Consider the following 23,107-nt stretch of genomic DNA (forward strand, 5'->3'; position numbering starts at 1 on the left):
ATGCGCGGGATTCACGCGCATTCCCACCCTTCCTTCCGGCGCCCCGCCGGGCATCGTCTCCCGCCGCCGTCTTCCCCTGGTGCTCCCGGACCAGCCACGCACACGTCCTGGTGCGTACGCACCACAGGCGGGGGCAGGGCCATCGCCCGTCCCCGCCCGGAGAAGCGGTTCACGCCAGCTCGGTGAGCCAGTCGGTGATGTGGCCGGCGGCGGCGGGGGCGTGCTGGTTGACGAGGGTGAAGTGGTTGCCCGGAGTGGTGCGGGTGGTGGTGATGTGGGGAAGGTCCGTCTGCCAGTCGTGCGGCACCGGGTCCGCCCCGTGTGCTGCGGGGAGCGGGTCCGAGGCGCGCAGGAGCAGGGTCGGGAAGGGCGTGGGTGCGGGGGTCCAGGTGTGGATGAGCTGTTCCAGCCAGGCGTAGGCGGACAGGTCGGTGGCGGTGAAGCCCTCGGTGTGGTGCTCGCGCTCGTACAGGCCGTGCCACAGGTGGGGTTGGAGGGCGAGGGCGGCGGGGGATTGAAGGACGTAGGTGTCCAGGAGGACGACGGCCCGTACGGGTACCCCCTGGTCCGCGAGACGGCGGGCGGTCTCGTGAGCGAGGATGCCGCCGGATGAGGTGCCCAGGAGGATCACCGGGTCGGTGGTGTCACCGCCGGTGCTCGCGGCCACGGCTTGGGCCAGCCCTTCGACGAGGGCTTCGCGGGTGGCGGGCAGTGCCTCGTCGGTGCCGAAGCCGGGGGGCGTCAGGCAGGAGACGTCCCAGGTGTCGGGGAGCGCCCCGGCCAGGGCGAAGTAGGTGTCGGGTCCGGTCAGGGGCACGATGGGGGCCACGCAGATCAGCCGGGTGCCCGAGGTGCCGGTGGTGAGTTGGTCCAGGGTGGACGGCACGGGCCCGGTGTTCTTGGGCCGGAGGGCGGCGAGGTCGAGAAGCAGGGTTTCGGCCTCGTTCCTACGGCCCGTCCGCACGGCGTCGCGGTGGAGGCGGGCGACCAGGTCGGTCGTCGGGTCCGCGACGGTGCCGTGGTCCTGCGTCGGCTGCGTGGCGAGCTGGTCGAGGAGATGACCGGCCAGGTCGGCCGGGGTGGGGTGGGTGAGGACGACGGTGCTGGGCAGTGTCGTGCCCATCGCGGCGGCGAGCCGGTTGCGCAGGTCGATGGCGGCGAGCGAGTCCATGCCGTGGTCGCGGAAGGCGGAGTGTTCCTCGATCGCCTCGCCGGATGAGTGGCCGAGCGCCACCGCGGCCTCGCTGCGCACCAGGTCGAGGAGGAGTCGCCGCGCTTCCGCGGGCGGCAGGCTCCGCAGCCGTGCCGTGAAGTCGCCGTGTCCGCTCGTGGGTTCGGGTTCGGGTTCGGGTTCGGTGAGCTTGGCTGCCTCCGGCAGCTCGCTGAAGAACGGGCGGGGTGCGGCCTCGGTGATGACGGGGAGATAGCGGTCCCAGTCGATGTCGGCGACCGTCAGCGCGGTCTCCTGTTCATGCAGCGCCTGGGCGAGCCCGGCCAGGGCCAGGTCACCATCGAGGAAGGACATTCCGCTGCGCAGGAGTTGCTCGCGGTCGTGCTCGCTCATCCGCCCGCGTGCCTCCTCCCAGGGGCTGTAGGCGATCGCCGTCGCGCGGGCGCCCCGGGCGCGGCGCTGGGAGGCCAGCGCTTCCGGATACGCGTTGGCCGCCGCCTGTGCCGCGTGGTGGCCGATGCCCCAGACGCCGGAGATCGAGGAGAACAGCACGAAGGCGTCCAGGCCGGTGTCGTCGAGCAGTTGGTCGAGGTGCGCGGCGCCCGCCACCTTTGTGTGCAGCGCGTCGGCGAAGTGCTCGGGGCTCGCCGTGGAGAGCGGCCCCAGCGGGCTCGTCCCCGCCGTATGCACCACCGCGCGCACCGGATGGCCGTCCGCCGAGAGCCGGTCGAGCAGTTCGGCCACGGCATCCCTGTCGGTCAGCTCGCAGGGCACCACCTCGGCGGTCGTCCCCTGGGCGGTCAACTCCGCCACCAGTTCGGCCGCGCCCGGTGCCTCGAGGCCACGCCGGTTCATCAGCACCAGGTGCTCCGCGCCCTGCTGGGCCAGCCATCGGGCGACCCGGCTGCCCAGGGCCCCGGTGCCGCCGGTGACCAGGGTTGTGCCGCGGGGCGCCCAGGTGCCGGGCGAGTCGGCTCGTGCCGGTGCCCGCACCAGTCGCCGGACGAGGACGCCCGAGGGGCGCACCGCCGCCTGGTCCTCCCCCAGGTCCGCCGAGAGCAGCGCGGCGAACCGCCCGGCCGCCTCGGGGTCGAGGCGCTCCGGAAGGTCGGCGGGACCGCCGCGCAGCGACGGTGCCTCCAGGGCCGTGGTCCTGGCGAGTCCGAGGACCATCGCCTGCCCCGGATCGCGGACCGGGTCGGCCGGGCCGGTGGACACCGCGCCGCGGGTCACCGTCCACAGCGGCACCTCGGCCCCGGCCGCCATCAGCGCCTGGACCAGCGACACGCTGAGGGCCAGACCGGCGGGCAGCGCGGATTCGCCGCTGTCCGCGTCCTCGGCCGCCGCGAGCAGCGACACCACTCCGGCCACCCGGTCGAGGCCGACGTCGGCGAGCTGTGCGGCCATCGCCTCCGGGCCGGTTCGGGTCCCGTCGAGGACCACCCGGCGTGCCTGGGCGCCGTGTGCGGTCAGCGCGGCCACCACATCCGTGTCGTCGATGGAGTCGGTGGTGAGCACCAGCCACGTTCCGGTCAGCACGGGGCCGGCGGGGACGCGCAGGGGTGTCCACACCGTCCGGTAGCGCCGCCGGCCGGCCAGCGTGTGCTCGTCCTGCCGCCTGCGCCACGCCGACAGCGCGGGGAGCACCGAGTCGAGCGCGCCCTTGCTCTCGGGTTCGAGGCCGATCAGCGTGGCGACCGCGGCGCTGTCTCCCTGGTCCACGGCGGTCCACAGCGGCTCGTCGGCCCCTGCGACGGTGCCGGCCGGCGAGGTGGAGGGGGCGGGCGGGGCGATCCAGTACGACTCGTGCTGGAAGGCATAGGTGGGCAGGTCCACCGTACGGCCGCCGGGGAGCACGCTGGTCCAGTCGACGGGCACGCCGTGGGCGTACGCCTCCCCGAGCGAGCGCAGGACCCGGTCCCAGCCGCCGTCGTCCCGGCGCAGGGTGCTAAGGGTGACCGCCGGGCTGCCCGCGGTCTCGATGAGTTCGCTGGTGCCGACCGCGAGCACCGGATGCGGGCCGACCTCGATCATGACGCCGTAGCCCTCGCGCAGGAGACCGGTCATCGTCTCGGCGTAGGACACGGTCTGCCGCAGGTTCCGGCACCAGTACCCGGCGTCCAGCTCTTCGGTGTCGAGACGGCCCCCGGTCACCGTGGAGTAGAACGGCACCTCCGAGGGGCGGGGCCGCACCGGAGCCAGCAGCTCCAGCAACTCGGCCTCGATCTCGTCGATATGCGCCGAGTGGGCGGCGAAGTCCACCCCGGCCAGCCGCCAGCGCATGATCCTGGCGGCGGACAGACCGCGCTCGACCTGGTCGAGAGCGGCCGGATCGCCGGAGAGCGTCACCGTCTTCGGTCCGTTGACCGCCGCGATGGACACCGCGCCGGATACCTCGTCCAGCAACTCCTGTATCCGCTCCGGCGATGCCATCGCCGACATCATCGCGCCGCGTCCGGACAGGCGCTCGTGGATGAGCCGGCTGCGCAGCGCCACCACGCGGGCGCCGTCGTCCAGCGACAGGCCGCCGCTGACGCAGGCGGCGGCCACCTCGCCCTGGGAGTGGCCGACGACGGCGGCGGGCTCGACGCCGAGCGAGCGCCAGAGGGCGGCGAGCGAGACCATGACCGTCCACAGCACGGGCTGCAGCACATCGGGGCGCCGCTCGATCGGCGGCGCGCCGGGCTCACCGCGGATCACCTCGGTGGGCGACCAGTCGAGGTACGGGGCCAGGGCCGCCTCGCATTCCACGACGCGGGCGGCGAAGACGGGCGAGACATCGAGCAGTTCGGCCGCCATCCCGGCCCATGCCGCGTCCTGTCCGGGGAAGACGAAGACCACCGGGCCGCGCTCGCGCGCCGTGCCGCGCACCGCTGCGGGATCCGAGGCGCCCTCGGCCAGGGCCGCCAGGCTTCCGCGCAGCGCCACGGGGTCCTCGCCGACCAGCACCGCCCGATGCTCGAACGCGGCACGGGTGGTGGCCAGGGAATGCCCGATGTCCAGCGGGTGCGCCCCCGGATGGGCGTCCAGATGTGCGAGCAGTTTCGCGGCCTGGGCGCGCAGCGCTCCGGCCGACTTGCCCGCCAGCGGCCATGCCACCGGCCCGTCCCACTCCGGATCCCAGGCCGGGGCGGTCACCGGATCCGGGACCGGGGCGCTGGGCGCCGGGGCCTGCTCCAGTACGGCGTGGGCGTTGGTCCCGCTCATGCCGAACGCGGAGACCGCGGCCCGCCGCGGACGGCCGAGGTCGGGCCACGGTGCCGCCTCGGTCAGCAGCTCGACCGCGCCCGAGTCCCAGGCGATACGGGAGGACGGCTCGGCGGCGTGCAGTGTCTTCGGCAGGACCCCGTGCCGCATGGCCATCACCATCTTGATGACACCCGCGACACCGGCGGCCACCTGGGTGTGCCCGATGTTGGACTTGACCGAGCCGACCAGCAGCGGCGGGTTGCCGCCCCGGTCCTGGCCGTAGGTGGCCATCAGCGCGTGCACTTCGATCGGATCGCCCACTGCGGTGCCGGTTCCGTGTGCCTCGACCACGTCCACGTCGGACGCCGCAAGGCCGCTGTTGGCGAGGGCCTGCCGAATGACCCGCTGCTGGGCCGGTCCGCTCGGCGCGGTGAGCCCGTTGGAGGCGCCGTCGGAGTTCACCGCCGACCCACGGACGACCGCCAGCACCTGGTGGCCGTGGCGGACCGCGTCCGAGAGCCGCTCCAGCACCAGGAGACCGGCGCCTTCGGCGATGCCCATGCCGTCCGCCGACTCGGCGAACGCCTTACTCCGTCCGTCGGGCGCCATGACCCGGTGCCTGCTCAGCGAGACCAGCAGGTCCGGGCCGGTCAGCACCGTGGCACCGCCCGCCAGGGCCAGGGTGCTCTCCCCCGAGCGCAGCGACTGGCACGCCATGTGCAGCGCGACCAGGGACGCCGAGCAGGCGGTGTCCACCGTCACGGTCGGCCCGTGGAGGTCGAAGAGATAGGCCAGACGGCCCGAGAGCACGCTGGGGAGCGTGCCGGTGAGCTGGTAGCCGTCGGAGTCCGCCGACACCCCCGTGCCGTACTGCTGGGCGGTCGCCGAGACGAACGTGCCGGTCATGCTGGACCGCAGGGACGCGGGGTCGATCCCGGCGCGTTCGAACGCCTCCCAGGTGAGCTCGAGCAGCATCCGCTGCTGCGGGTCCATCGAGACCGCCTCACGCGGGGAGATACCGAAGAACGCCGCGTCGAACTCGGCCGCGCCGTCGACAAAGCCACCCGCCGCCGAGTAGGTCGTGCCCGTCCGCTCCGGGTCGGGGTGGTACGCGCCCGTGTCCCAGCCGCGGTCGGCGGGCAGCGGGGAGATGGCGTCCACGCCCTCGGTCAGCAACTCCCACAGTTGCTCGGGCGAGCGCACCCCGCCGGGAAAACGGCAGCTCATTCCGATGATCGCGATCGGCTCCGCGTCGGCCGCCCCGGTCCCGGGACCGCCCGCCGTGATCGCGGCCGGTGCGGCGCTCCCCCGCCGCTCGTCGGCCTCGCCGCCCAGCTCGGTCCACAGATGACCGGCCAGCGCCTCCGGTGTCGGGTGATCGTAGATCAGGGTCGAGGGCAGGCTCAGGCCCGTCCGCTTCCGCAGGCTGTTGCGCAACTGGCCGGCGGTCAGGGAGTCGAAGCCCATGTCCTTGAACGTCCGCCCGCCCCCGGCCGCCGCCGGACCCGCGAGCCCGAGCACCGAACCCACCTGCTCACGGACGAGCTGGAGCAGGGTGTCCCGGGCCCGGTCGGCCGTCAGCCCGGTCAGCAGGCCGGCCGTCGGACCGGAACCGCCACCGGTGGCGGCGGCCCGGCGGACGGCGCCGACCGGGACCAGGCCGCGGAGGACGGCGGGCACGGTGCCACGCGCCCGCAGGGCGGCCCGGTCGACGCGGGTGGCGAGGACGGACGCCTCGCCCACCGCGCCCGCGGTGTCGAAGCAGGCCAGCCCCTCCTCGACGGTGAGCGTCGGCAGCCCGGCCGCGGCGATCCTGCGGAGCTGAGCGGCGCTCAGCCCGGCCGACATGCCGCCGCTCTGCGGCCAGAGTCCCCAGCCGATGGACAGGCCCGCGAGCCCCTCCGCGCTCCGCCGCCGCGCCAGCGCGTCCAGGAACGCGTTGGCCGCGGTGTAGGCGGCCTGCCCCGCGTTGCCGAGGACACCGAACACCGAGGAGAACACCACGAACGCGGTCAGACCGTGGTCGCGCGTCAGCTCATGCAGATGCCAGGCGCCGTTCAGCTTCGGACGGAACACCGTGTCCAGCCGGTCCGGGGTCAGCGCCCCGATCAACCCGTCGTCGAGCACACCGGCGGCGTGCACCACACCGGTCAGCGGGTGCTCGGCCGGGATCGCCGCCAGCAGGGCGGCCACGGCCGCGCGGTCGGAGACATCGCAGGCGGCGGCGGTCACCCGCGCGCCCTGCCCGGTCAGCTCGGCCACCAGCGCGTCGGCGCCCTCGGTGCCGGCGCCGCGACGACCGGCCAGCACCAGGTGGCGCACCCCGTGCGCGGTGACCAGGTGCCGGGCCACCAGCGCGCCGAGACCGCCCAGACCGCCGGTGACCAGCACGGTGCCGTCACCACCCCATACGGGGCCCGGCGCGGACGGGTCCGGAGCGTCGACGGTAGCCAGCCGAGGTATCAGCAACTGCCCGGCGCGCACCGCCAGTTCGGGCTCGTCGCAGTCCAGCGCCGCACGCAGGGTCCCGGCGGCGGCCGCCACCGGATCTCCGGTGTCGGCGGGGTCCAGGTCGAGCAGGACGAACCGGTCGGGGCTCTCCTGCCGGGCCGACCGCACCAGCCCCCACGTCGCGGCCGCCACCACGTCAGGGGCCGTGCCGGGGGTCGTGGCCACCGCGCCACGGGTCACGAACACCACCCGGGCGGGCCGGCTCCCGCCGGTCTCGTCCGTGTCGTCGTCGTTCAGGTGGCGCCGCAGCGTGTCGAGTACGGACGCAGTGACCGTACGGACCGCCTCCGGCACCGGCACACCGTCCGGCGCGGCGACCGGGACCAGCACCGCCTCCCCGGCGCTCACCGGGTCGTGCCCACCGGCCTCCGGCACCGGGGCGGGCAGCCAGTCCAGGCGCAGCAGCGGCCGCGCCACCATGGACCGCGTGTTGTGGACGTCCGGCGTACGCAGCGTCAGCGTGCGCGCCGACACCACCGGATGGCCCGCGGTGTCCACCGCGCTCAGCGTGACCGTGTCCTCGCCCGTCGCGCGCAGCCGCACCCGCAGCACCGACGCGCCCACGGCGTGCAGGGACACCCCGGACCAGGCCGACACCTCGGAGCGAGCCGACACCGGCCGCCCGCCGTCGGCCCCGCCGTCGAGCCCGGCCGACGACGCGATGTGCAGCGCCGCGTCCAGCAGCGCGGGATGGAGGCGGAAGGCATCGGCGTCGTCGGCGATGTGCTCGGGGAGGGCGACCTCGGCCAGCATCTCGTCCCCGGCCCGCCAGACCGCCCGGACGGCCCGGAACGAGGGCCCGTAGGCGGGCCCGGCCTCGCGCCGCCGCTCGTAGAAGTCGTCGAGGTCGACGGGTACGGCGTCCACGGGCGGCCACGCCGACCTGGCACCGGCACCGGCGTCGGCGTCGGCACCGACACCGGGCGTGCCCGGCGCGACCACGCCGGTGGCGTGCCGCGTCCAGGGCGCGTCCGGTGTGTCGGCGGGCCGCGCGTAGATGGCCAGGGTGCGTCGGCCGCCGTCGCCGGGGCCGCCGAGCGCGACCTGGATCCGTACGCCGTCGTCGTCCGGCCCGGGCAGCACCAGTGGGGCGGCCAGGGTGAGTTCCTCGACGAGACCACAGCCGACCTCGTCGCCCGCGCGTACCGCAAGCTCGACGAATCCGGCGCCGGGGAAGGTCATGTGCCCGGCCACCACATGGTCGGCCAGCCACGGCTGCGCCGCCACCGACAGCAGGCCGGTGCAGAGCAGACCACCGGTCTCGGGCAGCTCCACGACCGCGCCGAGCAGCGGATGTTCCACACCGCCGAGCCCGGCCGGGACCGTGCCCGCCGAGGTGTTGCCGACGGGCGCGGTCCAGTACCGCTCCCGCTGGAACGCGTAGGTGGGCAGCGCGACCCGGCGCGCGCCGGTCCCGGTGAACAGTTCGGCCCACCGGACCGGTACGCCCCGCACATACAGCCGGGCCGCCGCCGCCAGCGCGGTGGACTCCTCGCCGCGGTCCTTGCCCAGCAGTGGCACGGCCTCCACCCGCGCCACATCGGGCAGGGCGTCCTGCGCCAGCACCGACAGCGTGGCGTCCGGGCCCAGTTCGAGGAAGGTGTGCGCGCCGGCCCGCGCCGCGGCCCCGACCGCGTCGGCGAACCGCACCGTCAGCCTGACGTGCCGCACCCAGTAGTCGGGGGTACGGATCCGCTCCGCGTCGATCCGCTCACCGGTGACGGTCGAGACGATCGGGATGCGCGGCTCGCCGAAGGCCAGGCCCTCGACGACCGTGCGGAAGTCGTCCAGCATCGGGGTCATCAGCGGGGAGTGGAAGGCGTGGCTGACCCGCAGCCGGGTGGCCTTGCGGCCGTCGGCCGCGAACCGGTCGGCGATGGCCTCGACCGCGTCGGCCGCCCCGGACACCACCACCGCCTCGGGGCCGTTGACCGCGGCGAGTCCCACGCGGTCCGCGGAGCCGGTGAGCAGCGCCGTCACCTCGTCCTCGGTGGCCCGCAGCGCGACCATGGCGCCGCCTTCGGGCAGCGCCTGCATCAGCCGTCCGCGGGCGGCGACGAGTGTGCAGGCGTCGGGCAGGGACAGCACCCCGGCCACATGGGCCGCCGCGATCTCGCCGACCGAATGCCCGAGCAGCAGATCCGGCGCCGTCCCCCACGACTCCACCAGCCGGTACAGGGCCACTTCCAGGGCGAACAGCGCGGGCTGGGCGTATTCGGTGCGGTTCAGCAGCTCCGCGTCGTCGCCGAACACCGCCTCCCGCAGCGGCCGTTCCAGCTCGCCGTCCAGCAGCGCGCAGACCTCGTCCCACGCCGCCGCGAACACCGGGAACCGGCCGTGCAGTTCGCGCCCCATGCCCAGCCGCTGGGCGCCCTGACCGGCGAAGAGCAGCGCCAGCGGGCCGGGGTCGCCCGCCATGCCCTCGGCCACCTTCAGGGGCCGCGCGTCGCCGTCCGACGTACGGTCCGTCGCGGCCAGGAGGACCGCTCGATGCTCCAGCTCGGAGCGGGTGGTCACCAGCGAGTAGCCGATGTCGGCCGCCGCCACGCCGGTGTCGGCCACGAACGCGGCCAGCCGGTCCAGTTGCGCCTCCAGCGCCGCCTCGCTACGAGCCGACACCGGCCACGGCACCACGTCCGGCCCGCTCCGCGCCCGCGGCGCGCCCGAGGGCCGCTCCGCGGTCTCATCGGTACGGTCCCGCGGGGGCTGCTCGATGATCACATGCGCGTTGGTGCCGCTGATCCCGAACGACGACACGCCCGCGCGGCGGGGCCGTTCGGCCGATGGCCACAGGGCGGGCCCGGTGAGCAGCTCCACCGCCCCGGCCTCCCAGTCCACCTGCGACGACGGCGCGTCCACATGCAACGTGCGCGGCAGTACGCCGTGCCGCATGGCCAGGATCATCTTGATGACGCCCGCGACACCGGCGGCGGCCTGCGCATGCCCGATGTTGGACTTGAGCGACCCCAGCAGCAGCGGGCGGTCCGGGTCCCGGCCCTGCCCATAGGCGGCGAGCAGCGCCTGGGCCTCGATCGGGTCGCCCAGCCGGGTGCCGGTGCCGTGCCCCTCCACCGCGTCCACGTCCGACGGCACCAGTCCGGCACCGGCCAGGGCCTGGCCGATCACCTGCCGCTGGGAGATTCCGCTGGGCGCGGTCAGGCCGTTCGACGCGCCGTCGGAGTTGACCGCGGAGCCGCGCAGGACGGCCAGCACCCGGTGGCCGGCCCGGGTCGCGTCGGAGAGCCGTTCCAGCACCAGGATGCCCACGCCCTCGGACCAGCCAGTGCCGTCCGCGGCCTCCGCGTACGCCTTGCAGCGGCCGTCGGGCGACAGGCCGCCCTGCCGGGCGAACTCCACGAAGATGCCGGGCTCCGACATGACGGTGACACCGCCGGCCAGCGCCAGGGAGCACTCGCCACCTCGCAGCGCCTGCGCCGCCAGGTGCATCGCCACCAGCGACGACGAGCACGCCGTGTCCACGGTCAGCGCGGGCCCGCGCAGCCCCAGGGTGTAGGCGATCCGGCCGGACAGCACGCTCGGCGAGGTGCCGGTGAGCAGATATCCCTCCGCGGCGCCGGAGCTGTCCTTGAGTCGCGGACCGTAGTCCTGGGCCATCGCGCCGATGAACACGCCGGTCCGGCTGCCGTGCAGGGACGACGGGGCGATCTCGGCCCGTTCGACCGCCTCCCAGCTCATCTCCAGTGCCAGCCGCTGCTGCGGATCCATGGCTTCCGCCTCACGCGGCGAGATCCCGAACAGCGTCGCGTCGAAACGGTCCGCGTCGTAGAGGAATCCGCCCGCCCTGCCGGTCGCCGTCAGCTCCGGCGCCCATCCGCGGTTGGCGGGCAGGCCGGAGACGGCGTCGACTTCGCCCGACACCAGATCCCACAGACCCTCGGGCGAGTTCACCCCGCCCGGGTAGCGGCAGGCCATGCCCACGATGACCACCGGGTCGTCCGCCGGGACGGCGCGGGGTGCGGGCGACGCGCCGCCGGTCGGCGGGCCGGTGAGCTCCGTGGCCAGATGGTCCGCGCACGCGTCGGGCGTGGGGTGGTCGAACAGCACGGTGTTGGGCACCCGCAGCCCGGTCGCGGCCTTCAGCCGGGTCGCCAGCTCCACCGTCATCGCCGAGTCGAAGCCCAGCTCCTTGAAGGACCGCGCCGGGTTCACCCGCTCCGCCGAGGCGAACCCCAGCACCACGGCCGTCTCCGTGCGCACCAGCCGACCCAGGTCGGGGCGGGTCCACGAAGCTTGGGATGCCACGCGCTCCGGCTCCGGTTCCGGCTCGGTGGCGTGTCCTGTTACGGCCGCCGGAGCGGCGTCCGGCACCGCTGCGGCGCCCCCGGCGGGCTCCGGGAGCCAGTACCGCTCCCGCTGGAATCCGTACGTCGGCAGGGCCACCCGCCGGGCGTCGGTCCCGGCGAACGGCCGCGCCCAGTCGACCGGCACCCCGCGGACGTACACCTCGGCCAGACAGCTCAGGAACCGCTCCATCCCGCCCAGTTCGCGCCGCAGTGTGCCGACGGCGAGCGCCCGGACGTCGGCCGCGTCGATGGCCTCCTGCACGGCGGGGGTCAGCACCGGGTGGGAGCTGACCTCGACGAAGGCCCGGTGGCCCTGTCCGAGCAGCGCCCGGACGGCCGGTTCGAAGGCGACGGTCTGCCGCAGATTGCGGTACCAGTACCCGGCGTCCATACCGGAGGTGTCCAGCCACTCGCCGGTCACCGTGGAGAAGAACGGCACGTCGGCCCGGCGCGGGACGATGCCCTCCAGCGCGGCCGACAGCTCCTCGCGCACCCGCTCCACCTGCGCCGAATGCGAGGCGTAGTCCACCGCGATCCGCCGCACCCGCACATCCGCGCCCGCGAGTTCCTCGAACAGCTCGTCCAGCGCCTCCAGTTCACCGGAGACCACCACCGAGCCGGGCCCGTTGACCGCAGCGATCGACACCCGGCCGTCCCAGCGGCCCAGCCGCGCCTCTGCCTCGGCGCGCGGCAGCGCCACCGACAGCATGCCGCCCGCCCCCGAGAGGCGGCGTGCGATGGCCTGGCTGCGCAGCGCCACCACGCGGGCCGCGTCTTCCAGCGACAGCGCGCCGGATACGCACGCCGCCGCGATCTCGCCCTGCGAATGGCCCAGCACCGCGTCCGGGGCCACCCCGTGTGCCCGCCACACCGCCGCGAGGGAGACCATCACCGCCCAGGAGGCGGGCTGGACCACATCCACCCGTTCCAGCGACGGGGCGCCCTCGGCCTGTCGCAGCACTTCCGGCAGCGACCAGTCCACATGGGGCGCGAGCGCGGCGGCGCATTCGGCCAGCCGCTCGGCGAAGACCGGGGACTCCGCCATCAACCGGACGCCCATGCCCGCCCATTGCGAACCCTGGCCGGGGAAGACGAACACCGTCCGGCCCTCGGCGTCGGCCTCTCCCCGCACCACGCCCGGCGCGGACTCGCCCTCAGCCAGCGCCGCCAGCGCGCCCAGGGCCTCCGGCCGGTCCGGCGCGAGGACGACGGCGCGGTGGTCGAACGCGGTCCGGGTGGTGGCGAGGGAGAAGCCCACGTCCACCGGATCGAGCCGCTCGTTCTCCGTCAGATGGGAGGCGAGGCGGGCGGCCTGGGCGCGCAGCGCGTCCCGGGTACGGCCCGACAGCGGCCACGGCACGGCGCCACCGGCCGTGCCCACGCCAGGGTCCGCGGGCGGGTCCTCGGAGGTCGGCTCGGTGGCGGACACCACCAGATGGCAGTTGGTGCCGCCCATGCCGAACGACGACACTCCGGCCAGGGCGCGGCCGTCGCGGTAGGGCCACGGGCGGGTCGCCGACACCACGTCCAGGTGCCACTCGTCGAAGCGAATGCGCGGATTGGGCTGTTGGAAGTTCAGGCTGGCCGGCAGCTCGCCGTTCCGCAGCGACAGCACGACCTTCAGGAGGCCCACGATGCCCGCGGCGCCCTCCAGGTGCCCCACGTTGGTCTTCGCCGAGCCGACCAGCAGCGGGCTGTCCGCGGCACGGTCCGCTCCGTACACCGCGCCGAGTGCCGCCGCCTCCACCGGATCGCCCACCCGGGTGCCGGTCCCGTGCAGCTCCACATACTGGACGGCCGCCGGGTCGACCCCCGCACGTCGGCACGCCGCCGCCAGCACCGCGCCCTGCCCCTCGGGATCGGGGGTGGTCAGGGCCGCGCCGGGGCCGTCGTTGCCGACCGCGCTGCCCTCGATGACGCAATAGATCTCGTCCCCGTCGGCCAGCGCGCTCGCCAGTGGCTTGAGCAGCACCATCCCGGCGCCCTCGCCGCGGACATACCCGTTGGCGCGCTCGTCGAAGGTGAAGCAGCGGCCGTCCGGGGACAGCGCGCCGAGCCGGGCCGCCGCCAGCGCGCTGTCCCGCACCAGGTTGAGGTGCACACCGCCGGCCAGTGCCGTGGCCGACTCCCCGCGTCGCAGGCTCTCGCAGGCCAGATGCACCGCGACCAGCGACGACGACTGCCCGGTGTCCACCACCAGGCTCGGCCCCCGCAGGCCCAGGAAGTAGGACACCCGGTTCGCGATCACGCTGCGGTTCAGTCCGGTGAGGGTGTGATGCGCGATGGCCGCGGGTCCCCTGCGCCGGTCCAGTACGCCGTAGTCGTCGGCGGTCACACCGATGAACACGCCGGTGTCGTGGCCCCGTACCTCGGCGGGCAGGACGCCCGCGTCCTCCAGGACCTCCCAGCCCAGCTCCAGCGCGAGCCGCTGCTGTGGGTCCATCGCCCGCGCCTCACGCGGCGAGATCCCGAAGAACTCGGGGTCGAAACGGTCGACTTCGTCCAGGAAGGCGCCCCACCCGGTCTCGCCGGAGTCCGCCGCCCCGTCGTCGCTCCAGCGGCCCGGCGGTACCTGCGACACCGCGCTCATCCCGCCGGTCAGCAACTGCCAGAACCGCGCGGGATCCTGCGCGGACGGCAGCCGGCAGGACACCCCCACTACCGCGATGGCGGTGTCCTGCTGCTGGATTCGGCCAGCGGATATGGACTCAGGTCGGCTCATGGTGCCGCTCCCCACTCGTCGTCCTCACGGGCTAGGCAGGAGAGGCAAGTGCCGTCACACGCCGAGTCCCCCAGAATCCGGCGCCACCGGACTGCCGTTCAAGTCGTGATCAACAATGTGCGAAATAGTACATCTATGGTCGGCAGAAATCTCTGAGCCTCCAACGGAGTGGCGTCACTCTCACTTTGGGGCTATGCGTCGCCTGTTTCCCCTGCCATGGATGCATTCCGTGTCATTACCGTCACCTTAGGCACGCGAAGGTTGCTGAGAATTCACCTAGACCTCCGGTGTTTGAAAGTCTGTACGATCGCCTATTGTTGGGCGGGGTCGGCCGAAAAGAGCTGCCGAACGCCAAGCTGCCCGCTGCCCGACAGCCGACAGCGCGTCCGTCGAGACGCCGACGTGACAACACAAGCGCGAGGGTGAGGAAATGCGGCCCAGGATCGATCCGCAGGACGCGGACGACTTCGCCGTCACACCGGCCGGCCAGGTCTACCTCCAGGAGGTCAGCCGGTCATTGAACGGGATCCTCGCGGACCGGCCACCGCCGAACGTCCACCGGACCATCGCCAACCACCCGACGCTGCTGCCCGCGATGCAGCCGCTGATGTCCCATGTGGCGGGCGATATCCTCCCGCCGCGCGAGCGCGAGCTCATCATCCTGCGGACGGCGTGGCGTTCACAGGCGTCGTACGTCTGGGCGCATCACCATGCCGCGGGTCTCTTCGTCGGGCTGACCGAGACGGAGATCGCCCGAGCCGCCTCGGAGGACGCCACCGGCTGGACGCCTCTCGAGGCCGCCCTCCTCACGGCGGTCGACGAGCTCCACACCAAGTCGGCGATCTCGGACAGCACCTGGAAGCAGCTCGCCGAGCGCTACAGCGAGGAGCAGATCCTCGAACTGCTGGCCCTGGCCGGAACCTACAAAACCCTGGCGTTCATCCTGAATTCCTGCCTGGTCCCGGTCGACAGTTGGATGGAGCGTCCGGCGCTGCTGCCGGTGGACCCGGGGCAGCTCACCTCCGGCAGACATGCCCGCCCGCGCGAGTCGCTTCCGGGATCGGACGCCGAGACATGGAACCGACGCATCGTGCTGCAGAACGACACCGGGCTCTCGCAGCTCACACCCTCGGCGGCCCACCCCGAGCCGCCACTTCATGAGATCCTCGTCCGCTATCCGGACCTGATGTCCACGGCCACGCAGGCCCGCGAGACCGGCTCGCCGCTCCTGCTGATCCGCCGGAACTCCACGGACATCATGCCGGACACGGACGGCTACTCCTTCAGCGCCACCCATCTGTTCGCCGATTCCACGGGTGTCCCGATTCTCGCCGAAGTGGTGGAACCGCACGACACCTGGAACGCGCACAGCGCGCTGTCGAAAATTCTCGACTACGCGGGCAGCGGGGCCCGGCACTGGCCGCTCCACATACTGCAGCGCTCGCTCGAGTACACCGCGCAATTGCAGGACACCAGCGCGGAGGGTTTGCTGGCGGAGATGGGCTATCCGATCGACCAGGGCTCGTTCCTGCGCACGATCGAGGGGAATCTGGCCCTGGGCAGGCTCCGTATGGTCATTGTGGCCAGTCAATTCCCGCCCGAATTCAACCGGGTCATCTCGTTCCTCGGCCAGCAGCTCCGCCCCGCCGAGGTGTACGGCGTCGAACTGCGCCGCTTCTCCGACGGGTCCCAGGCGGCGTACATACCGAGGGTGGTCACCTGAGCGGGGAAGCCCCCGCGGACGGCTGAGGCGGGCCGGAGCGTCGGCCCCGGCCCGCCTCAGCCGTCGCTCTGCTCACTCACCCGCGGGTGCCTTCTTGCGGATCAGCGTGATGCCGTCCGCCATGGGGACCAGCGACATCTCCACCCGCGGATCGTCATGGACCAGCTTGTTGAACGCGCGGATCCCGGCGGTGTCGACGTCCTGCGCCTCGGGGTCCACGACCTTGCCGAAGAACAGGGTGTTGTCGACCACGATCAGGCCGCGGTCGCCGAGGAGCGTCAGCGCCATCTCGTAGTAGTGCGGGTAGCCCTGCTTGTCGGCGTCGATGAACACGAAGTCGAAGGTGCCGGGGCCCTCCTCCGCGAGGATCGTCTTGAGGGTGTCGGCCGCGTCACCGACGCGCAGGTCGATCCGCCCCTCGACACCCGCCTTGGCCCAGTAGTCGGCGCCGATGCTCGCCCAGCGGTCGGTGATGTCACAGGTGACGAGCTGTCCGCCGGGCGCGAGCGCACGGGCCAGGCACAGGGTGCTGTACCCGGTGAACGTGCCGATCTCCAGGATCCTTTTCGCCGGGGTGAGTCCGGCCAGCAGCGTCAGCAGCTGGCCCTCCTCGGGCATGACCTGCATCGCGGTGCCCGCGGGAAGCTCCGCCGTCGTCTCGCGGAGCTGCCGCAGAACCTCGTCCTCCCGCAGGGAGAACTCCCGGATGTACTCCGAGAGCGCGGCCGGGAGACCTACCTGGTTCGCCATGCGTCATCCATCTTCTCTGGTCTTCTCACATCGGAACCGGCCGGGAGGCGGGCCTCCCGGCCGGTGAGGGCTCAGACGTCCTGGAGGCTGACGGCGTGCAGCTCCATCGTGGGCGGCGGGTCGGACGGGGCCGGGGACAGATGCAGCCGCTGGATCTCCTCCTGTGCGGGCGCGGGCAGTTGGGCCCGGCAGTCGCACGGCTCGTCGGTGAAACCGGCGAAGCGGTAGGCGATCTCCATCATCCGGTTGCGCTCGGTCTGCCGGAAGTCGGCGGCCAGATGGACACCCGCCTGGGCGGCCTGGTCGCCGAGCCAGCGCAGGATCGCCGAACCGGCGCCGAACGACACCACCCGGCACGAGGTGGCCAGCAGCTTGAGATGCCAGACGCCTTCGTGCTTCTCCAGCAGTTGGAGACCGACCGCGCCATGCGGCCCGAACCGGTCGGTGAGCGTGGTCACCAGCACCTCATGGCGTGGATCGGCCAGCAGCGCCCGCAGATCGGAGATGGAGTAGTGCACACCGGTGGCGTTCATCTGGCTGGTGCGCAGCGTGAGCTCCTCCACCCGGGAGAGCTCCTCCTCGGTGGCGCGTCCGATGCGCATCACCAGTTCCAGCGAGCGCAGGAAGTCTTCGCTCGGCCCCTGGAACTCCGCCTCGGCCGCCTTCCGCTCGAACCCGGCCCGGTACATCTGCCGACGGCGGCGCGAGTCCACCGTCACCGTCGCCGGGTTGAACTCCGGCAGGGCGGAGAGCTCGGACAGTTGCCCGGCGTCATAGCAGCGGACCTCGGGCAGATGGAACTGGACCTCCGCCCGCTCCGTCGGTTGGTCGTCGACGAAGGCGATCGTGCCGAGCGCGAAGTTGAGCTCGGTGGCGATCTCCCGCACCGAATCGGACTTCGGACCCCAGCCGATGCGCGGCAGCACGAAGTACTCGGCGACGCCCAGCGCCTCCAACTGCTTCCAGGCCAGGTCGTGGTCGTTCTTGCTGGCCACCGACTGCAGGATGCCGCGGCTGTCCAGCTCGGCGATGAGTTCTCTGACCGGGGCGGGGAGCGTCACCGCCCCGTCCTCCAGCAACGTGCCCCGCCACAGGGTGTTGTCGAGGTCCCACACCAGACACTTCACGATCGAGGTCTGTTCAGCCACGGCTCTTCCTTGTCTCGGTTCGCCCACTCATGTCGCGGGCATCGACACGGCGTGATCGGCGAGGATCAGCTCACAGATCTCCGTACTGCCCTCGATGAGTTCCATGAGCTTCGCGTCGCGGTACGCGCGCTCGACCACATGGCCCTCGTGTGCCGCCGCCGACCCCAGCACCTGCACCGCCGTGGCGGCGCCCTGCGCCGCCTGGACCGCGCTCACCTGCTTGGCGAGCACGGTGGCGACGACCATCTCGGGAGAGCCCTCGTCCCAGCACCGGCTGGCGTGTTCGCACACCCGGGTGGCGATCTGCTCGGAGGTCAGCAGATTCGCCAGGTGGCGGGCGACAAGCTGGTGGTCCGCGAGCCGCTTTCCGAACTGCGTCCGGGTGCGGGCATGGCCACGGGCGGCGTCGAGACAGGCCCGGAGGATGCCGACGCAGCCCCAGGCCACCGAGATCCGCCCGTACGCCAGCGCGGTGGTCACCAGCAGCATCAGGGGCTGTCCACCGCCGAGCACGGCGGTGGCGGGCAGCCGCACCTCATCCAGCGTCACGTTCGCATGGCCCGCGGCCCGGCAGCCGGACGGCTGCGCCACTCTGGTCACGGTGACGCCCGGAGCCGAGGCGGGCACCACGACCGCTGCCGCACCCGAGCCATAGCGGCCGACGACCACGATCATGTCGGCGTAGTGGGCGGCGGTCGTCCAGACCTTCTGGCCGCGGACGATGACGGTGTCGTCGTGCCGCTCGATGGTCGTGGTCATCGCCGACAGATCGCTGCCCGCCTCCGGCTCGCTGAACGCGACGGCGGCGAGCTGACCCCCGGCCAGTTTCGGCAGGTACTCGGCGTGCTGTTGCGCACTGCCCAGGCGCTGAATGGTCCACGCCGCCATGCCCTGCGAGGTCATCACGCTCCGCAGGGAGCTGCACCGGCTGCCCACGAACGCGGTGAACTCGCCGTTCGCCGCGCTGCTCGCGCCGAGTCCGCCGGACGCCTCCGGCACCCCGGCGCACAGCAGACCGCGACCGGACAGCGTGCGCAGTACCTCCTCGGGGATCAGACCGGCCCGGTCCCACTCCGCGGCCCGGTCGCCGACGAGGTCGCCGACGAGGTCACGGGCGCCGGCGAGCGGCTCAGTCATCGGCGGGCTTCTCGCCGCCGCGCAACCGCACCACCAGAGCGGTCATGGCCGCGATGGTGCGGAAGTTGTCCCGCTTGAGGTCGTCCCCCAGGATCTGCACGGAGAAGGCCTGTTCCAGATGGACGACGAGCTCCATCGCGAACATCGACGACACCAGCCCGGACCCGAAGAGGTCCTGGTCGGCAGGGACCTCCGCCTTCACCCGCTCCGAGACGAACGCCGTGATCGCCTGCTCGGTCGCCTCGGCGGTGACTGCCTGGTCCATACTCACGAAAGCACCTCTCCATAGTTGTAGAACCCGCGCCCTGTCTTACGCCCCAGATCACCGGCGCGTACCTTCTCCGTCAGAAGTTCACAGGGTTCGAAGGTGGAATTTCCGGTCCGCTCGGCAAGCAGCCGAAGAGCGTCCGCGAGATTGTCGAGTCCGATCAGATCGGCGGTGCGCAGCGGGCCGGTCGGATGACCGAGGCAGCCGTGCATGAGCTGGTCCACGTCCTCGACGCTCGCGGTGCCCGCGGCCACGATGCGCGCCGCTTCATTGATCATGGGGTGCAGCAGCCTGCTGGTGACGAAGCCCGGCGCGTCACGCACGACGACCGTCTTCCGCCCCAGCCGGCCCAGCAGGGCCAGGATCGCGGCCATGGCGTCCTCGCCGGTCTGCGGGCCGCGCACCACTTCCACCATCTCGATGAGATAGGACGGATTCATGAAGTGCACGCCGGCCAGTTCCGCGGGCCGCTGCACCGACTTCGCCAGTTCGGCGATGGGAATACCCGAGGTGTTGGTGATCAGCGGGACCCCGGCGGGGACCGTGGCGGAGAGTTCCGCCATGACCCGCGCCTTGAGCGAGGCGTCCTCGGTGATCGCCTCGATCACCACATCCGCGTCCGCGACATCGCCGCTGGACAGCGTGGTGGTGAGGGTCCCGGTGGCCTGGGAGGCGGGGAAGGCGCCCATGAACTGCCCGTGCCGCAACAGTTGGGCGATTTCCGCTCGGGCGCTCTCCAGCACGTCACCCGAGACATCGACCAGCACGACATCGACCCCACGACCCAGCGCGAGTGCGGTGATGTTGCGTCCCATTACCCCGGCGCCGACGACAGCGATCGTGTCCGATGCGGAACCCGCCATCCCCTGCCTCCAATCGTCACTCAGATGAGCGCGCCCCCGGTAGGGCACACAACAAGTGAATGCCAACAGGAACGGCAGGCCCCTGTCTCTATGGCACTTTCCGGTAAAAGTACTAGGAGAGCGCGGCCGGTGTCGATGGCGCGCAACCACCGCCGCCACCTCGGCGTCTTCACCTCGGTCCAGGGCGATTCGGACGATCCGCCGGCCGTCGGGGACGGCAGTCACCAGTCCACGGGACCGTTCACATCGAAGAAGCTGCCGCTGGGGCCATCCGCCGAGAGCGTGGCGGCGCGCACGACGACCTTCGCGCCCTGCGAGGGATGCCCTGTTCCGAGGTTGTTGTTCAGATCGGTGGCGATGTACCCCGGGCACACTGAGTTGACCTTGATCGGGGTGTCGTCGAGTTCGACGGCGAACCACCCGGTGAGCGCGTTCAGCGCCGCGTTCCGCCGCGTGGTCGGCTCCTCACCGAAGCAATTCGCGATACAGCACATGCCGCGGTGAACAGCGGGCCGGGACAGGAGGGTTCAGGCGCGCGGCAGCACGCCCAGGAGCGTCGAGGTGAAGGAGATCCGCAGAGCGTCACGCAGCTCCATGTGGAGCACGCCGAGGGCAGGCTCGTCCGCGTAGGCGGCAAGGAGGCTGGGCGGCGGCGGGATGTACGCCGACAGGGCACCCGCCGAGACCAGGCTCATCAGGCAGAACAGCTGCGCGCTCTCGCCGAGTTCAGGCACGTGGCGGCGCACGAGCTCGGTCATGGCCGCGAGCCGCGTGAGGGAGGACCGCTTGTGCCGCTTGACCACCTCGACCGAGACGTTGTGCTCAAGGACGCCGCCCTGCGCGCCGAAGAGGTCGCACAGCACCACCCGGCCCGCCAGCGACCGGCTGAGGATCTCGGCCAACTGACCCGCCCGCACTTCCGGCGCCGCATGCGCCTCGATGCCCGCGGCCAGCTCGTCCGCCAGCTCGACGAGCCAGCTCTCCAGAAAGACGTCCAGCAGTTCGAGCAGCACCGCCTCGCGTGACTCGAAATACCGCAGGACGTTCGACTTGGCCAGGCCCACCCGCCGGCTGAGCTCGTTGAGGCTCACCTCGGCCACGGGCATCTCGTCGAGCATCGCCGCCGCCGTGTCCAGGATCGCCCGACGGCGGATCTCCCGCTGCTCCTCGCTTCGCGCCCGCTGAAATGTCACGCCCTCAGTCTAGCTTAAAGACCACCGGTCCCTTGACAGGAGACCGGTGGTCTTTTAGGTTCTCCTTGTAACAGACCGATGGTTCTTTAGGAGTGCGTCATGAGCGGCAACTGGACAGAGCAGCACATCCCCGATCAGCACGGCCGGGTGGCGATCGTGACCGGCGCCAACACCGGGCTGGGCTTCGAGACCGCCCGGATGCTCGCGGCGCGCGGGGCGGCGGTGGTCCTGGCGGTCCGCGACGTGGAGAAGGGCAAGCAGGCAGCCGCCCGCATCACCGGCGACGTCACCGTCCAGGCCCTCGACCTGGCCTCCCTGGACTCGGTCCGGTCCGCGGCGGCCGACCTGCGCGCGGCCCACCCGCGCATCGACCTTCTGATCAACAACGCGGGCGTGATGTACACCCCACGGCAGACCACCGCCGACGGCTTCGAGCTGCAGTTCGGCACCAACCACCTCGGCCACTTCGCCCTGACCGGCCTGCTGCTGGACCGGCTCCTGCCCGTCCCCGGCTCCCGCGTCGTCACGGTCAGCAGCACCGGTCACCGCATCCGGGCCGCCATCCACTTCGACGACCTGCAGTGGGAGCGCTCGTACAGCCGCGTCGCCGCCTACGGCCAGGCCAAACTCGCCAACCTGATGTTCACGTACGAACTGCAGCGCCGGCTCGCACCGCACGGCACCACGGTCGCGGTGGCCGCCCATCCCGGCGTGTCCAACACCGAGCTCGCCCGCAACACGCCCGCCGCGCTTCGCGTGCCCGTCACCTGGCTCGCGCCGCTGCTCACCCAGAAGGCCGAGATGGGCGCCCTGCCCACCCTGCGCGCCGCCACCGATCCAGCCGTCACCGGCGGCCAGTACTACGGCCCCGGCAACCGGGGGGAGATCCGCGGCTACCCGAAGCTGGTCGCCTCCAGCCCCGACTCCCACGACCAGGCCGCCCAGCGGCGCCTGTGGACCGTCTCCGAGGAGCTCACCGGGGTGACATTCTCAGCGGTGACTCCACAGCGGAGGGATTCCTGAGGCCGCAACCGGATTCGAAGTGCGGATCAGCGTTTGCCGTCCGCGCCGGTACTTCTTCGGCAGCTGCGCCAGCGCGAGCCGGGCGGCTTCGATGTGGTCGGCGGCTGTGTTGCTGCCCGCGTTTCCGGGCCGCAGCAGCCCGGCCACCGGCTCCCCCGACCCGCCCCGGCCGTGGTCGACGAACCCCGTCAGCGGATGGTGGCCGAAGGTCTTCTTCCGGGTCGCGGCCGCATCCTGTGTCAGCGCACGGTTCCCGCCGACTGCCAACGTGTCGATCAGCCGGGACACCGTCGGGTCCGAGTCCACCGGCCCAAAATCCCGGAGGCCGCGCATCCGCTCCCGCCGCTGACCACGGTCCGTACGGACTTCGCGGAAATCGGGCGCTGTTGCCTGAGCCTGATGCTGGACCAGTTGGAACGCACCCCCGAGGCGGGGGTGCGCTCGACCATCCCTACGGAACTGGTGGTACGCCGCAGCAGCGGCCCGGCTCCGCCCAGTGCGCCCCGGAATCAGCCGTGGCTGTAGCGGCCGGGCACCAGCTGATAGAGGAAGTGGCTCTGCCCCCAGCACCAGGGGAGTTCGCCGCTCTTACCGGCCGTGCTCCAATTCGTCTGGAACTGGAGCGGCTTCTTCGATGTCGCCGGAATGGTCTTGTTGATCTTGAAGGTGTAATAGCGAGGACCATCGGGCTTGTACGGGTCCAGCCGGTAAGGGTTGCTCCAATACGTCTTATTCGTCGCTTCGCTGCGGAGAGACTGCCCACCGAGGCCGGCGGTACGCCCGCCTTGGTAGAGGATCGTGACCGACTTGACCCTGATGGACTTCTTGGTGACCTTTCCCGTATTCCACTTGATGCTGCCGAGGAGATAGGCGGACTTGCGGCACGTCTCGGTCTCCCTGTGGTCCACCCCCACCGTGGCACTCTGCACCGAGTGAGAAGAGTCCTGGATGGCGATGGTACTGGTCGTCCCCGGCCTCACCTGGGCCTGGGCCGTTCCACCCCCGGCGAACACCGCCCCCAAGGCAAGTCCTATGGACGCCGTGGCGGTGAGTGCGCGCTTATTGCGAACCTGCATACATCCCCTTACAGAGTTTGTTCCCGCTA

The 23,107-nt window shown here is 72.2% G+C and carries 12 protein-coding genes and 1 pseudogene; 3 read left to right on the top strand and 10 right to left on the bottom strand.

Annotated features, from left to right (window positions below):
• Nucleotides 1–169: 169 nt before the first annotated feature.
• Entirely contained in the window at nucleotides 170–13,897 is a 13,728-nt protein-coding gene (locus STRVI_RS31585) for a type I polyketide synthase (protein WP_014059632.1), read from the bottom strand.
• Nucleotides 13,898–14,327: 430 nt separating this feature from the next.
• Between STRVI_RS31585 and STRVI_RS46655 the strand changes: the two genes are divergently transcribed.
• The gene (locus STRVI_RS46655; RefSeq protein ID WP_014059633.1) at nucleotides 14,328–15,620 is read left to right on the top strand and encodes a carboxymuconolactone decarboxylase family protein; all 1,293 of its coding nucleotides are present in this window, start codon (nucleotides 14,328–14,330) and stop codon (nucleotides 15,618–15,620) included.
• A gap of 72 nt (nucleotides 15,621–15,692) precedes the next feature.
• On the opposite strand, the gene STRVI_RS31595 is transcribed toward STRVI_RS46655, so the two are convergent.
• From STRVI_RS31595 to STRVI_RS31625, 7 genes are all read right to left on the bottom strand, one after another.
• Entirely contained in the window at nucleotides 15,693–16,370 is a 678-nt protein-coding gene (locus STRVI_RS31595) for an O-methyltransferase (RefSeq protein WP_014059634.1), read from the bottom strand.
• Nucleotides 16,371–16,441: 71 nt separating this feature from the next.
• Nucleotides 16,442–17,518, bottom strand: a complete 1,077-nt coding sequence (locus STRVI_RS31600) for an HAD-IIIC family phosphatase (RefSeq protein WP_014059635.1) — start codon at nucleotides 17,516–17,518, stop codon at nucleotides 16,442–16,444.
• Between the two features lie 27 nt (nucleotides 17,519–17,545).
• Nucleotides 17,546–18,655, bottom strand: a complete 1,110-nt coding sequence (locus tag STRVI_RS31605) for an acyl-CoA dehydrogenase family protein (RefSeq protein WP_014059636.1) — start codon at nucleotides 18,653–18,655, stop codon at nucleotides 17,546–17,548.
• The gene (locus STRVI_RS31610) at nucleotides 18,648–18,920 is read right to left on the bottom strand and encodes an acyl carrier protein (RefSeq protein ID WP_043236862.1); all 273 of its coding nucleotides are present in this window, start codon (nucleotides 18,918–18,920) and stop codon (nucleotides 18,648–18,650) included. The genes STRVI_RS31605 and STRVI_RS31610 overlap by 8 nt, the downstream gene beginning before the upstream one ends.
• A 2-nt stretch (nucleotides 18,921–18,922) precedes the next feature.
• Entirely contained in the window at nucleotides 18,923–19,786 is an 864-nt protein-coding gene (locus STRVI_RS31615; RefSeq protein WP_014059638.1) for a 3-hydroxyacyl-CoA dehydrogenase family protein, read from the bottom strand.
• A 221-nt stretch (nucleotides 19,787–20,007) separates the two neighbouring features.
• Nucleotides 20,008–20,280 carry a hypothetical protein gene (locus tag STRVI_RS31620; protein ID WP_043236864.1) on the bottom strand — a complete coding sequence of 91 codons (273 nt, stop codon included), beginning with the start codon at nucleotides 20,278–20,280 and terminating at the stop codon, nucleotides 20,008–20,010.
• A 33-nt stretch (nucleotides 20,281–20,313) separates the two neighbouring features.
• On the bottom strand, nucleotides 20,314–20,979 hold the full coding sequence (locus tag STRVI_RS31625) for a TetR/AcrR family transcriptional regulator (RefSeq protein WP_014059639.1): 666 nt from the start codon (nucleotides 20,977–20,979) through the stop codon (nucleotides 20,314–20,316).
• Between the two features lie 99 nt (nucleotides 20,980–21,078).
• Between STRVI_RS31625 and STRVI_RS31630 the strand changes: the two genes are divergently transcribed.
• Nucleotides 21,079–22,002, top strand: a complete 924-nt coding sequence (locus tag STRVI_RS31630; RefSeq protein WP_014059640.1) for an SDR family NAD(P)-dependent oxidoreductase — start codon at nucleotides 21,079–21,081, stop codon at nucleotides 22,000–22,002.
• Nucleotides 22,003–22,014: 12 nt separating this feature from the next.
• Here the strand turns inward: STRVI_RS31630 and STRVI_RS31635 are convergent.
• Nucleotides 22,015–22,317 (bottom strand): annotated as a pseudogene (locus STRVI_RS31635) (IS1380 family transposase); the annotation flags it as partial.
• Here STRVI_RS31635 and STRVI_RS55070 point away from each other — a divergent pair.
• Entirely contained in the window at nucleotides 22,198–22,527 is a 330-nt protein-coding gene (locus STRVI_RS55070) for a substrate-binding domain-containing protein (RefSeq protein ID WP_251982780.1), read from the top strand. The pseudogene STRVI_RS31635 and the gene STRVI_RS55070 sit on opposite strands and share 120 nt — an antisense overlap.
• On the opposite strand, the gene STRVI_RS31640 is transcribed toward STRVI_RS55070, so the two are convergent.
• Complete coding sequence (locus STRVI_RS31640; protein WP_150112939.1) at nucleotides 22,512–22,931, bottom strand: hypothetical protein; 420 nt, start codon at nucleotides 22,929–22,931, stop codon at nucleotides 22,512–22,514. The two genes, STRVI_RS55070 and STRVI_RS31640, sit on opposite strands and share 16 nt — an antisense overlap.
• Nucleotides 22,932–23,107 lie beyond the last annotated feature (176 nt).

The sequence above is a fragment of the Streptomyces violaceusniger Tu 4113 genome, assembly GCF_000147815.2.
Lineage (GTDB): Bacteria > Actinomycetota > Actinomycetes > Streptomycetales > Streptomycetaceae > Streptomyces > Streptomyces violaceusniger_A.